Raw genomic sequence first — 13,600 nt, 5'->3', positions numbered from 1 at the left:
GTCAACCGTGTGGGGAAGGTAGACGCGAGGCCCGCGCACGCCGGGCTTCGTTGTCATCGAGCGTGCGCAGCGTGGTGTGCACGAACTCGAGGTGGGCATGCGCGGCGGCGCGCGCGCGTTCGGGGTCGCCGGCCAGCACCGCGTCCATCATCTCGCGGTGCTGGTCGGACAACGGCGAGAAGGTCCTCGCCGAGGTATAGAGCTTCTCGCGGCTCTGCGAGATGTTGGTCTGCAGCAGCTCGAACAGTCCGCGCATCACCTGCAGCAGCACCAGGTTGTGCGAGGCCTCGGCAATGGACAAGTGGAAGGCCGCGTCGGCCTCCGCTTCACCGGTGGGGTCGTTCTTGCCGTGCGCGTCCATCATGGTCTGGAAGGCCTGCGCGATGCGCGTGCGGTCCTCGTCGGTGGCTCGCAGCGCCGCATGCCAGGCGGTGGCACCTTCCAGCGCGTGGCGGATCTCCAGCACGTCGAAGCGGTATTCCGGGTCGCCCTGGAACAGCGGCAGGTACGGCGCCAGCGGTTCATCCAGCGCCTGCCGCGCGCGCGCCGCCGGTTCGGCCACGTAGGTGCCGCCACCGACCCGTGCGGTCAGCAGGCCCTGGCTGGCCAGCTGCGCGATGGCCTCGCGCAACGCCGTTCGCGAGACCCCCAGCTGCACCGCCAGGGTGCGTTCGGCCGGCAGCCGGTCGCCCGGCTGCAGCCGCTGTTCCTGCACCAGGCCGCGCAGCTGTGCGGCCACCTTGTCCGAGATACGTTGCGTGCTCATGGCGCCATTGTGGCCCGAAGCGCGTAACAGGGGGTCAGGCCGCGCGGCATGGCTCAGGGAATCATCCATGTCAGCCAGTAGGCCTGGGCCAGGGTGATCAGGCCGACCATGGTGGTGAAGACCAGGCTGTGCTTGACCGTGAAACGGAACAGGTCCGATTCCTTGCCGGCCAGGCCAACCGCCGCGCAGGCAATGGCGATCGACTGCGGCGAGATCATCTTGCCGGTGACGCCGCCGGTGGTGTTGGCCGCCACCAGCAGCACGTCGGACACGCCGATCTGCTGTGCGGTGGTCGCCTGCAGCGCCGAGAACAGCGCATTGGACGAGGTGTCCGAGCCGGTCAGGAACACGCCCAGCCAGCCCAGGAACGGCGAGAAGAACGGAAAGGCGTCGCCGGTGTGCGCCAGTGCCAGCGCCAGCGTTGCCGACAGGCCCGAATAGTTGGCGATGAACGCGAAGGCCAGCACCATGCCGATCGAGTAGATCGGCATGCGCAGCTCACGCACGGTTTCACCGAAGGTCTGCAGCGCCGACCGGGCCGGCATGCGCAGCGCGATGATCGCGATCACCGCCGCGAGGATGATCGAGGTGCCGGTGGCCGAGAACCAGTCGAACTTGTAGACCGCCTCATAGCTGAGCGGCGCGTCCACGATCGGTGGCATCTTCTGCACCCTCTGGTCGAGGCCCGGCACCGGGAGCTTCAGCACCCAGCCTTCCAGCGGGCCGCCTGCCGCGAACAGCGACTTGAACGGCTTGATGCTCCACAGCGTGACCATCGCGGTGAGGATCAGGAACGGCGACCACGCCTTGGCGATCTGGCCGACGCTGTAGCGCGGCGCCTCCAGTGCCTGTGCGGCCGCCTCGGCGCTGGTTTCGGTATCGAAGCGGAAGATCCGTACCGGCTTCCAGCGGCGCAGGAACAGGGTCAGGCAGACCAGCGACGCCAGCGAGGCGGTGATGTCCGGCAGTTCCGGACCGATGAAGTTGGAGGTCAGGTACTGCGCGATGGCGAACGAGCCACCGGCCACCAGCACCGCCGGCCAGGTTTCCTTGATGCCACGCCAGCCATCCATGATCGCCATGATCCAGAACAGCACGATGACGGTCAGGAACGGCAGCTGGCGGCCGGCCATCTGGCCGATCTCGAAGGCATCCAGGCCGGTGACCTGCCCGGCCACGATGATCGGAATGCCCATTGCACCGAACGCCACCGGCGCGGTGTTGACGATCAGGCACAGGCCGGCGGCATACAGCGGCTTGAAGCCCAGCCCGACCAGTAGTGCCGCGGTGATCGCCACTGGCGCACCGAAACCGGCCGCGCCTTCCAGGAAGGCACCGAAGGCGAAGCCGACCATCAGCATCTGCAGGCGCTGGTCTTCGGTCACCGACAGGATCGAAGCGCGGATGATGTCGAACTGACCGGTCTTGACCGAGACCTTGTAGAGGAACACCGCGCCGATGATGATCCAGGCAATAGGCCAGAGGCCGTAGACGAAGCCGAAGCCGGCCGCACCCAGCGCCTGGCTCAGCGGCATGCGGTAGAACAGCAGCGCCACGCCAAGCGCGATGGCCACGGTGATCGTGCCGGCCAGCCAGCCCTTCATGCGCAGCACGGCCAGGGCAACGAAGAAGAACGCGATCGGCAGCAGCGCGATCAGGCTGGACAACCACAGGTTGCCGGCGGGGTCGTACAGGTGTTGCCAGGGCTGCATGAAGACTCTCGACTGGATGCGGAAGGTGCCCCACCGCAGGCGGTGGATCGCCGTGGCTATCGATTATTGGTCGTACCAATAATGGTTTCGATCAGACCACTTGCAGCGGATTTAACCGCCACTCCGGCGAGGAACCTATTAGACCATAAGGCTAGATGCCATATTGGTCCGACCATTCAGTCCGCATGGTAGTGCCGGCCGCTGGCCGGCAATTCGAGATTCCCTACGAGATCCTTTTCTCCAACCGCCGCATCACCGCCAGCACCAGCACGCACAGCACGCTCACCCCGATGGCGATCACGTACTTGCTGATCCCCACCGCAATCCCGATGGCCGCTGCCATGATCAGCGAGCTGGCCGTGGTCAGGCCGCTGACCTGGTCCTCGCGTGACCCACGCAGGATGGTGCCAGCGGCAACGAAGCCGACACAGGCCACCACCGCTTCGATCAGGCGTACCGGATCAACCTGCAGCAGGTCGCGGTAGCGCTCCTGCTGGAAATGCTCGGCCACCGAGTCGCCAAGGCCGACGATCAACGCGGCGGCCCCTGCGATCAGCATGTGCGTACGCAGGCCAGCGGCGTGCTTGCCCATCTCGCGCTCGACGCCGAGCACGCCGCCGAACAGCATCGCTGCGGCAACGCGCAGCAGGATCGAGACATCCTGGGTAAGTTCCATGGGAAAGCTCCGGAATTTTCCCGGAGCGTCGCGCGGCGATCGTGGGACGGCGGTGAAGGCGATGGCACGCCTTCTTCACCGCACGCATTCCTCCACGCATGGCGTGGATCTACTGACCGCATTCGCTCACTGCGCCAGGTAGCCACCATCGATGGCGTAGTACGCGCCGGTCGCGAACGACGCATCGTCGCTGGCCAGCCAGGCCACCAGCGCCGCCACTTCCTCGGCCGTACCCAGCCGCTTCAAGGCGTGACGGCCTTCCAGCGTGGCGCGCACCTTCGGGTCCATCTTCTCCAGCAGCGGTGTGCTGATGAAGCCCGGGCCGACCGCGTTGACACGAACGCCATCGGCGGCATGTTCCCAGGCGGCGGTCTGGGTCAGCCCGACCACGCCGTGCTTGGCCGCCGCATAAGCGGTGGAACCGGCATACCCCACCTGGCCCAGGATCGAGGCCATGTTGATGATGCTGCCGCCGCTTCCAGCGGCTCGCATTGCCCGGATCTGCGCACGCTGGCACAGGAACACGCTGGTCAGGTTGACGTCGATGACCCGCTGCCAGCCATCAATCGGATAGTCACCGCTGCTGGCGGCCGGCCCGCCGATACCGGCGTTGTTGACCGCCACATGCAGGCCGTCGAGTTCCTTGATCGTGCGCTGCACCGCCGCCTCCACCGCTGCGTCGTCGGTGACGTCCAGCGCGATGCCAATCGCCTGTGCACCGGCATTGCGCAACTGCGCCACGGTGGCATCCACCGCATCCTGCTTCAGGTCCCAGACCGAGATCCGCGCGCCGGACGCCGCCAGGGTCTGCGCCACGGCCAGACCAATGCCGGACACGCCGCCGGTCACGATCGCGGTCTTGCCGGTGAGTTGGTAATCAATCATCTGCGTTCTCCATCAGTGGGGGTATCGAAGTGGCCTGCAGCAGCCAACTACCCCACCCTACGCGCGTGCCTGTGATGGCCTGGCTGACACCGCGTCTACGGGTGATCGTTCCAGCCATGAAACCTCAACTCAAGTTGATGTATGGAATTACGTACGGATATGCATGCAAAACGCCGGCGTATGCTCGGCGGCATTTTCACTTTGGCCGTAATCGTCAATCGTTTTGACCCTATTGGAATCAAAAGCGCGCGAATCGAGGCGACAATGGGAAACGTTTCCAGTTTCTTCGACACACTCCATTCAACCTGGCGTTTCCCCAGCCATCCAGAGTGCCCACGCCACTGCTTCCCAGCATGCCTGCGCGGGTAACGACCGGATCTGCATCTGCGTTGCAGAGCGCGTGGGCGAGGTAATGCCAGCGTCCACCTCCAAAGTACGTGCCGAGCGATGTCCCGATACTTCACTTTTGCCGATTACCGCCGCTTCGGCCACCGTCATGGCTTCGATTACCGCGCTGACCCGGAACACCTGCGCGACGACCAGTGGGCCGGCCATGGCGAGGTCAACGAGCAGTTCCTGCGCGGCGGCATGAGCCTGATCGCCTCCGACGTCCATAATCGCTTTCCTTATGTAGCGACCGCCCAGCAGAGTCCCGGCCTGGCCATCCGCGTGATGCTGCAGGGCCAGGTCGATGTGCGCATTCCGCGACGCGGTGGTTTCACCCTGCGCGCCGGCACGGCGATGACCGCGCACCACCGCGAGCAGGTCGAGATGACCGGTGCGCATCCCGGCGAAACGCGCATGCGCGGCGTCAGCGTCATGGTGCCCGGCCAGATCGATCCGGATCTGTTCCATCTGCCGCAGCTGGAGACCGCGCTCAACAGCCACCTGGAATGCCGCCACTGGGCCATTCCGCATACCCTGCTGCCGGTACTCGGCCAGTTGTTCGACAGCCCATGGGAAGATGGCATCGACGCCTTGTGGCGCGAGGGCGTTGCTCTGCAGCTGCTGGCCGTTGGCCTGAAGGCCGAGGATCTGCAGACCGACCATGTACGAACGCTGCGGGCCGGCCAGCGCGAGCGCCTGGAGCGCGTGCGTGCCTACCTGCATGACGACCCCAGTCACGCCCACAGCCTGGTCGAGCTGGCCCAGCTGGCCTGCATGAGCCCCAGCTCGCTGCGCCGTCATTTCGCCCAGCAGTACGGCTGCTCGGTGTTCGACTACCTGCACGAGCAGCGCATGCGCTACGCCGAACAGGGCCTGCGCGAGGACGGCTGGACGGTGGAGCAGGCCGCCGCCGCCAGCGGCTACCGTCATCCCAGCAACTTCGCCGCGGCATTCCGCAAGCGTTTCGGCCTGGTCCCCAGCCGCTGGCGCACGGGCCCCTCGAAGGTGGGGTGAGGATCCCCGCTCCGGTAGGTGTCGACCTTGGTCGACACGCTCCCGCGCCATCGCGGATGCCGGCCAGCGGCCGGCACTACCGCAGCCGCCTGAATCGACCTGCCATGGCTCCGCTCTGGTGGGTGTCGACCTTGGCCGATCGGCATGCCATGGCCCAGCCTTGGTAGGTGTCGACCTTGGTCGACACGCTCCTGCACCATCGCGGATGCCGGCCAGCGGCCGGCACTACCGCGTGCTGCCGGGCTATGCCCGGCGTCATCCTCTCCGCCTCAATACACCGGCAGATCGATGTAGCTCGCCTGCGCCGCGCTGTGCCAGACCCGCTGCGTGGCCTTCTGGTAATCGCCTGGCTTGGCCAGGTAGATGTTCGGCACGTAGGTCTGCGGGTTGCGGTCGTACAACGGGAACAGGCTGGACTGCACCTGCACCATCACCCGGTGCCCCTTCTGGAAGGTGTGGTTGGCGTTGGGCAGGTCGAAGCGGTACGGCAGCACCTGGTTGGCGGCCAGCGGCTTCGGATCGCTGAAGCTTTCGCGGTAGCGGCCACGGAAGATCGCCAGCGACACAGGCAGCTCGTAGCCACCCATCTCCGGCGTCGATGCCTCCTGGTCCGGATACACGTCGATCAGCTTCACCACCCAGTCACTGTCGGTGCCACTGGTCGAGGCCTGCAGGTGCACTACCGGCGCGCCGCCGATGCGCAGCGGCGCGGTCAGCGGTTCGGTGATGAAGGTCAGCACGTCCGGGCGACCATCGACAAAGCGCTGGTCCTTGACCAGCCAGGTGGTCCACATGTCGCGGTCACCGAAGCGGACCGGGCGCGGCACGAACGGCACCGGCTTGGCCGGGTCGGACACGTACTCCTCGAAGTCGCCCTCGCCCGCCGCCGGCGCCTGGAATGCCAGCTTGCCGCCGGCCCGCAGGTACAACGGCTTGCTGCTGGCAGCACAGCCCTTGTCGCAGCTGCGCGGCCAACCCTTCAGGCGATCCCAGTGGTTTTCGCCAGTGTTGTAGACCAGCACCGGCGGCGTGTCCGCCTTCGGCGCACCGTCCACCAAATACTGGTCGAAGAACGGCTTGAGCACATCACGGCGGAACTGCAGCGCGGTATCGCCATCGAACTTCAGCGCGCCCAGTTCGCTGCCGCTGTAGTTCACCTGGCTGTGCCGCCACGGCCCCATCACCAGGTAATTGCGGTTGTTGCCGCTGTCGCGCCCTTCCATTGCCTGGTAGGCGTGGTTGGCGCCCCACATGTCCTCTTGGTCCCACAGGCCCTGCAGCCACATGGTCGGCACCTTCAACGGTGTTTTCGCCATCACCGCGTCCAGCGCCTGACCCTGCCAGAAGCCGTCATAGGCCGGGTGCTCGACCAGCTTCTTCCACCAGGTCAGCTGGTCCACGCCGGTGAAGCGCGCGTAGTCGCCAGCCGAACCGATCCGCAGGAAAGTGCTGTAGTCGTCATAGCCGAGGCTGGGCAGCGGCGTACCCTTGCCGCGCTTCTCGGTCTGCATCGCGAAATAGTTGAAGTTGACCTGGCGGAACGCACCGTAGTTGAGCCAGTCGTCGCCCATCCAGCCATCGACCATCGGGCTCTGCGGTGCGGCCACCTTCAGCGCCGGATGCGGGTCGGTCAGCGCCATCACCACGGTGAAGCCCTCGTACGACGAGCCGAGCATGCCGACCTTGCCATTGCTCTCCGGCACGTTCTTCACCAGCCAGTCGATGGTGTCCCAGGCGTCGGTGGAGTGGTCGACTTTGGTGTTGTTCAACGGCCCGCGCAACGGCCGGGTCATCACGTAATCGCCTTCGGAGCCGTACTTGCCACGGATGTCCTGGAACACGCGGATGTAACCGCCGTCGACGAACACCTCGTCGCCCTGCGGCAGCAGGTCGCGCATGCGCGGCGAATCACTGCGGCTGGCGCGGCCAGCGGCATCGTAGGGGGTGCGAGTCAGCAGGATCGGCGCATTGCGGGCGCCCTTGGGCACCACGATCACCGTATACAGCTTGGTGCCATCACGCATCGGCACCATCACCACGCGCTTGTCGTAGTCACGACCGACATCGGGGGCAACGAAGGGCTTGCCGCTGATGTCCGGGGTCATCGGCGGGGTATCGGCGGCCAGCACGGTGCTGGACAGGCAAAGGGCAATGGCTACAGCGACGGCACGCACACGCATGGACAACCCCTCCCGGCAGGAAAGCCTCAAGCCTACTCCTGCCTTGAGCCTTGAGGTGTGGGCGGGCTTTGCATTCTGCGGCGGATGCAGGCAGGACTGATGGCACATGTGCCCGCGGTGCCGCCGCGCTCGCCAACGACCGGTAGTGCCGGCCGCTGGCCGGCAACTTCATGATCCTGGGGCGCGTTACGCGGTTGCCGGCCAGCGGCCGGCACTACCGGTCAGGCCATCGGTACTTCGTGCAACGCAAGCCAACGCCAACGCCCCTGCTCCTGGCGCAGCACCGCCAGCGACTCTCGCCATGTGGGCTGGCCGCAATCGAGCGAATGCCCTTCGCGATAGCGCAGCACCGCCAGCGGCAACGGCGCATCCACTACCTGCACGGCGCCGATGGAAATCTGCAGCCCTGGGCGCGCGCCATGACCACCCGCGAACAGTGCCTGCACGGCACTCCGGTCCAGCCTGCGACCCGCGATGCCGACCATGCTGAAGTCCGCGCAGAAATGCGCCATCAGATCATCCAGCGCATCCGCAGCCACCTCGGCCCGGAACCAGGCCTGCAGTTTGTCGTGCAGGTGGTGGATTTCATGTTCTGCGGTCGTAGCCATCAAGTGTTCTCCGGTTGCGAAAGGGTGATCCTCTGGGGCCGACGCAGCAACGCCATTGGCAGCAGGGTAAGTACGGCGGCCAGACCCAGCGCCACGCCGGTGGAATGGGCCGGCAGCCATTGCATGGCCAGCGCCAGCAACAGCGCAATGGCGGCAGTACCAAGGCAGAAACTGAGCTGACGGTTGAGGTTCCAAAGGGCACTGGCATCGCCCAGCGCTTCACCCTCCACGCCGTGGAAAGCCAGCGTCTGCGCGGTACTGCTGCACAGGCTGCCACCGGCGCCCATCAGCGCGAACAGCAGCCCGGCCAACGCGAAGGCCGGCTGCGGCAGCATCGCCATCAACAGCAGGCCGCTGGCCTGCAGGAGCATGCCCATACGCAGTACCGTGGCCGGGCCGAAGCGCGCCAGCAGGCGCTTGCTGGCCGTGATCGCAATGGCCGAGGCCAGCGCCCAGGGCAGCATCAACCCGCCGATGCGTGCCGCGCTGTAACCGGCCTGGTGCAGCTGGAGCGTACTGACCAGCTGGCTGCCGATGAACACACCGGGCACTGCCAGATAGACCAGCATCGCCAGGCGCAGGCCCCGATGGGACAGCAGCGACCAGCGCAGCAGGGGCTGCGCCTGCTGCCGTGCATGCCGCAGGTGGGCCGCCGCCAACAGCATTGCGATCAACAGCAACACGGCACCTGCGCCGCGATGTCCGGACTCGCCCAGCCAGGTCAGCGCCAGTAGCAACGCGCCCAGCGCCAGCATCGCGGTGGACAGCGCATAGCCCTGCAGGCGTGGCGCACTACGCCCGCCATCGGCCGGCATCCACGCCAGCACCAGTCCAATCGCCACCACGGCCAGTGGCAGGCTGGCCCAGAGCACGCCGCGCCAGGACAACCACTGCACCAGCAGCCCGCCCAACGCGGGCGCCAATGCCGGCACCAGCAGCGCCACCAGCAGGATGCGCCGGGTCAGCGCGCCACGCTGGTCGGACGTGCATTGTCGGTACGCTGCCGCCTGTGCCACCGGAATCAGCAGGCCACCGGCCAGCCCCTGCAGCAGGCGCCAGCCCAGCAGCCAGCCGATACCCGGTGCGGCGCCGGCCAGCACAGCGGCAACCGCGAACAACAGCAACGCCACCAGCAGCAGGCGACGCTCACCACAGCGCGCGGCCAACCAGGGCGCCAGCGGAATCACCACGCTCAGGCCCAGCATGTAGGCGGTGCCCACCCAGGCCAGGGTACCGACATCAGCGTGCAGTTCCGCTGCCAGTGCCGGATAGGCCACCGTGGCGATGAACATGTTGACCAGATCCAGGGCGAACACCAGCAGGAAGATCGCCTCATGGCGCAGGCGGGGGGACGGCATCGGCGGCGCTCCAGCAGGGAAGCGGCCAGCATGCCGTGCGGGCCTTGTTGGAAAAACACGACAGCAACTGCAACACTGTCAAATCCACTTTGACAATGAATTGCCATGGTCAGCCTCGATCGCTTCGACATCTTCCGCGCCGTGGTCGAGGCCGGCAGCCTCACCGCAGCAGCCGATCGGCTCGGCCTCAGCCGTGCGGTGGTCAGCTTCAACCTGAAGCGGCTGGAGCAGGAGCTGGGCGTGACCCTGCTGTTGCGCAGTACCCGCCACCTGGCCCTGACGGACGCTGGCGAGCAGTTCCTGCAGCACTGCGTGCAGGCGCTGGATGCCGCACAGGCAGCGATCGATGCCGCGCGCCGCGACCAGCACCAGCTTCAGGGCGTGCTGCGCCTGACCACCACCCCGGAGTACGCGCAGCTACGCTTGATTCCTGCGCTGGAGGCGTTCCGTGCGCGGCACCCGGCGCTGCAGCTGCACCTGTCCACGTCTCCCGCGCCGGCGGACCTGATTCCCGAGCGCTTCGACCTGGCGATCCGTCTTGGCCGTCTGCCCGATTCGGGCCTGCACGCCAGCGAACTGGAACGCCATCCACTGTGCCCCGTGGCGGCTCCGTCCCTACTGGCACGCCTGCCCTCTGCCGATGCTGCCGATGACCCCGTGCAGCTGGGCACCCTGCCCCGCCTGGGCTACCCACGCCTGGCCGACGTGCCGGTGGTGGCGCCGGATGGCAGCGACGCCCTGTTTGCCACCAACCCGGGCAATGCGGTGGTGCGCGTAGATGGTGCCAGCAGCCTGCGTGCCTTCGCCGTGGCCGGCGCCGGGGTCACCGTGCTGCCACGCTGGCTGATCGAGGACGACCTGGCCCAGGACCGGCTGCGCCCGGTGCTGCGCCAGCACCGCTTCCCGCAGCAGAGCGTATACGCGGTCTACCCGCACAGCACGCAGCCCTCACCGAAGGTGCGGCAGCTGATCGATTTCCTGCGCGGGTGGTTTGGCAAATGAAAAAAGGGGACGGAGGGGATTAAGTCGTTTGTGCATAAGCGACTTAATCCCCTCCGTCCCCTTTTTCAGACACGGCCCTGTGCGGGCCGTGTCTTCAGGCATCAGCGCAGCACCTGCTCCACCAGCCGCACGTCCACCGTCTGCAGCGGCTCGGCGGCGTTGCGCGACAGCTGCACCTGGTAGGTGCCGCCGTCGATCTTCCACTGGCGCGCCTGTGCATCGTAGTGGGCCAGGGTCTTCGGCTCGGCTTCGATGCGGATGCGGCGCTGTTCGCCCGGCTGCAGGTTCACCTTGTCATAGCCGATCAGGCGGATCGGCGTGGTGCTGCCAGCCGGAAGCTTCAGGTACAGCTGGGCCACGTCGGCACCGGCACGCTTGCCGGTGTTGCGGATGTCGACGCTGGCGACCAGGCGCGAGCCCTCCACGCTCACCTTCAGATTTTCATAGGTGAACGAGGTGTAGGACAGCCCGTGGCCGAAGGCGAAGGTCGGGGTCAGGCCCTTGGCCGCCATCCACTTGTAGCCGACGTTGGCGCCTTCGATATCGAAATCGAACACATCACCAAACGGCTTGGCCGGCTTGAAGCCGAGGCCGTCGATGTGCGGGCGTGGCAGCTGCGATTCGTCCGTCACCCAGGTCACCGGCAGGCGGCCCGACGGATTGACCTGGCCGGTCAGCAGCGCGGCGATGCCTTCGCCACCGCGGATGCCCGGGTACCAGGCCTGCAGCATCGCCGGCACCTGCGCCAGCCACGGCGTGCGCACCGGGCCATTGGTTTCCAGCACCAGCACGGTCTTCGGGTTGGCCTTGGCCACTGCCGAGATCAGGGCATCCTGGTTGTCCGGCAGCTGCATGTCCGGCAGGTCCACCGATTCGGCGGCCCACTGGGTGGCGAACACGATGGCCACGTCAGCCTGCGCGGCGGCCTTGGCCGCAGCGGCGGCATTGGTCCCGTCCACATACTCGATGGTCGCGTCCGGGCGCGCGGCGCGCAGCGATTCCAGCGGCGAGGACGGGTGGAAGATCACCGGGCCCGGCCAGGTGGTCGGCATCACGCCCGGCACCGCATTGGTGCCCTTTGCGGTCACGCCCACCATCGACGAACCACCGCCACCGACCACGCCCTTGTCGGCATGGCCACCGATGATGACGATGCGCTTCACGCTGTCGGCCAGCGGCAGCAGGTTGCCCTCATTGCGCAGCAGCACGCTGCCCTCTTCCACCGTGCGCTGGGCAACGGCGAAGCCGGCCTCGGCATCGACCTTCTGGTGCTGCGGCGGGTTGTCGAAGTTGCCATGCAGGAACATCGTGCGCAGGATGCGCGCCACCATGTCGTTCAGGCGCGCCTGCGGCACCACGCCACCGTGCACGGCCAGGCGCAGCGGTTCGTCGAAGAACACCGCCGCGTCGAACACTTCACCGGCCGACTGCTGATCGAGGCCAGCCAGCGCCGCCTTCGAACCACTGTGCACGCCGCCCCAGTCGGACATCACGAAACCGGGGAACTTCCATTCCTGCTTCAGCACCTGGTTCATCAGGTAGCCGTTCTCGCAGCCGTAGGTGCCGTTGATCTTGTTGTACGAGCACATCGCCACGCCGGGGCGACCGGCTTCAAGCGCGATCTCGAAGGCCAGCAGGTCCGACTCGTGCATGGCCTGTTCGCCGATGCGCACGTCGTGAAAGTTGCGGCGGGTCTCCATGTCGTTCAGCGCGAAGTGCTTCATCGAGGAGATCACGTGCTGGCTCTGCACGCCCTGGATCAGCGCGCCAACCATCGAGCCGGCCAGCAGCGGATCTTCACCGGCATATTCGAAGTTGCGGCCGTTGCGCGGGTCGCGCTGCAGGTTGACGCTGCCCGACAGCAGGATGTTGAAGCGCTGCTGCCATGCCTCGCGGCCCATCGTGGCGCCACCGGCGAAGGCGACTTCACGGTTCCAGCTCGATGCGGTGGACGGGCCCGACGGCATCGCCGTGGCGAAATCGCCCGGGCGGATGCCACCCGGATTGGTCACGCCGACGCCGGCATCGGCCGATTGCTGCGACGGAATGCCCAGCCGCGCCACGCCCGGCACGAAACCGGCCGAACCGACTGCGCCTTCCGGCAGCGGGCCACCGTCCTTGCCCAGCCCGAAGTAGCTGTGCAGCATCTGGAACTTCTCATCCTCGGTCATCGCCTTCAGCAGCAGCGCAGCGCGCGCGTCGGCGTTGAGGGTGGTGTCCATCCACGGCCTGTCGCCATGCGTGTCGTCGGCGTAGGCCAGGGTCAGCAGGGTGGCGCGCAGGGTACTGCCTTCCACCTTGAACGGCGCACTGCTGGCGGCCTGGAAGCCATCGCTGAAATAGCTGGCATCGGCTTCCAGCGCGACACGCGCCGGATCGAAGCCTGCGGCCTTGGCCGATTCACCGGCCACCGCGCCGAGCAGCACCGCCGGTGCACCCAGCCGCGAACGGGTGACCAGCGCCGGCAGCTGCGCCGCACCTGCACCGGCATCGGTATAGACCGCCACGGTGTGGCGGCCGTCGTCCAGGCGCAGGTAGTTCAGGCCCGGCTGGTCGGGGCCGGATTCAGCAGCGATCGGCAGCCGGGTCAGCACGGCCTGGCCGCGCTGGGTCTGGCCATCATCCTTGCCGGCAGCAATGAAGCGGTACGCGTAGCCCAGGCCATCGGCCAGCACCTGCAGCGGATCGACCTGGCCGATGCCGCGCTGCACCTGGCGCACGCTCACCGCGTCCACCTGCAGGGTCTTCAGCTGGGCGGCCAGGGCCGGCATCGCCTCGACGGTCGGGGCCTGTTCCAGGGTCAGCACAGTGAACGCGGCAGGGTCGGCCCAGGCCGGGGCGGCCAGTGCGGCAGACAGGGCCAGGGACAGTGCAAGCGGCTTTGTAAACGTTTTCATCGGCAGGCGTAATTCCGTTGCCAAGGCAATCGGTCCAGGGAAAGTGCCGCCGAAGGGTGCAGCGTTCATGCCGCGCAGGGGTTGCCAGGCAACGTCCCGCAGGCCGATGGACGAG

At 66.9% G+C, this 13,600-nt stretch carries 10 protein-coding genes; 2 read left to right on the top strand and 8 right to left on the bottom strand.

Features of this window, described 5'->3' with window-relative positions; genetic code table 11:
- Position 1: 1 nt before the first annotated feature.
- The 4 genes from lldR to AC5P9N_RS04460 all read right to left on the bottom strand — a co-directional run bounded on the left by lldR (position 2) and on the right by AC5P9N_RS04460 (position 4,039).
- Positions 2-766, bottom strand: a complete 765-nt coding sequence (gene lldR / locus AC5P9N_RS04475; RefSeq protein WP_005410034.1) for a transcriptional regulator LldR — start codon at positions 764-766, stop codon at positions 2-4.
- Positions 767-819: 53 nt separating this feature from the next.
- On the bottom strand, positions 820-2,478 hold the full coding sequence (gene lldP, locus AC5P9N_RS04470; RefSeq protein ID WP_033833904.1) for an L-lactate permease: 1,659 nt from the start codon (positions 2,476-2,478) through the stop codon (positions 820-822).
- A gap of 223 nt (positions 2,479-2,701) precedes the next feature.
- Positions 2,702-3,154, bottom strand: coding sequence for an MgtC/SapB family protein (locus AC5P9N_RS04465; protein ID WP_005413774.1), 453 nt, complete (start codon positions 3,152-3,154; stop codon positions 2,702-2,704).
- A gap of 126 nt (positions 3,155-3,280) precedes the next feature.
- Positions 3,281-4,039: an SDR family NAD(P)-dependent oxidoreductase gene (locus tag AC5P9N_RS04460; protein ID WP_060380112.1), complete on the bottom strand. Its 759-nt coding sequence runs from the start codon at positions 4,037-4,039 to the stop codon at positions 3,281-3,283.
- A 447-nt stretch (positions 4,040-4,486) separates the two neighbouring features.
- Between AC5P9N_RS04460 and AC5P9N_RS04455 the strand changes: the two genes are divergently transcribed.
- Positions 4,487-5,440, top strand: a complete 954-nt coding sequence (locus AC5P9N_RS04455; protein WP_049471404.1) for a helix-turn-helix transcriptional regulator — start codon at positions 4,487-4,489, stop codon at positions 5,438-5,440.
- A gap of 269 nt (positions 5,441-5,709) precedes the next feature.
- Here AC5P9N_RS04455 and AC5P9N_RS04450 read toward each other — a convergent pair whose 3' ends face one another.
- From AC5P9N_RS04450 to AC5P9N_RS04440, 3 genes are all read right to left on the bottom strand, one after another.
- Positions 5,710-7,620 (bottom strand): CocE/NonD family hydrolase, encoded by a 1,911-nt coding sequence (locus tag AC5P9N_RS04450; protein ID WP_049451822.1) that lies wholly within the window; start codon positions 7,618-7,620, stop codon positions 5,710-5,712.
- Positions 7,621-7,841: 221 nt separating this feature from the next.
- Positions 7,842-8,228: a DUF4440 domain-containing protein gene (locus tag AC5P9N_RS04445; RefSeq protein WP_005410040.1), complete on the bottom strand. Its 387-nt coding sequence runs from the start codon at positions 8,226-8,228 to the stop codon at positions 7,842-7,844.
- Positions 8,228-9,586 (bottom strand): MFS transporter, encoded by a 1,359-nt coding sequence (locus AC5P9N_RS04440; protein WP_099484868.1) that lies wholly within the window; start codon positions 9,584-9,586, stop codon positions 8,228-8,230. The genes AC5P9N_RS04445 and AC5P9N_RS04440 overlap by 1 nt, the downstream gene beginning before the upstream one ends.
- Positions 9,587-9,691: 105 nt before the next feature.
- On the opposite strand from AC5P9N_RS04440, the gene AC5P9N_RS04435 reads away from it, so the two are divergent.
- Positions 9,692-10,588, top strand: a complete 897-nt coding sequence (locus AC5P9N_RS04435; protein WP_062607268.1) for a LysR family transcriptional regulator — start codon at positions 9,692-9,694, stop codon at positions 10,586-10,588.
- A gap of 101 nt (positions 10,589-10,689) precedes the next feature.
- Here the strand turns inward: AC5P9N_RS04435 and AC5P9N_RS04430 are convergent, their stop codons facing one another.
- Positions 10,690-13,485 carry a beta-glucosidase family protein gene (locus AC5P9N_RS04430; protein WP_099484867.1) on the bottom strand — a complete coding sequence of 932 codons (2,796 nt, stop codon included), beginning with the start codon at positions 13,483-13,485 and terminating at the stop codon, positions 10,690-10,692.
- Between the last annotated feature and the right edge of the window lie 115 nt (positions 13,486-13,600).

The organism is Stenotrophomonas sp. YJH_SMC_6 (assembly GCF_059371335.1).
This window is presented reverse-complemented; position numbering and strand designations above follow the sequence as displayed.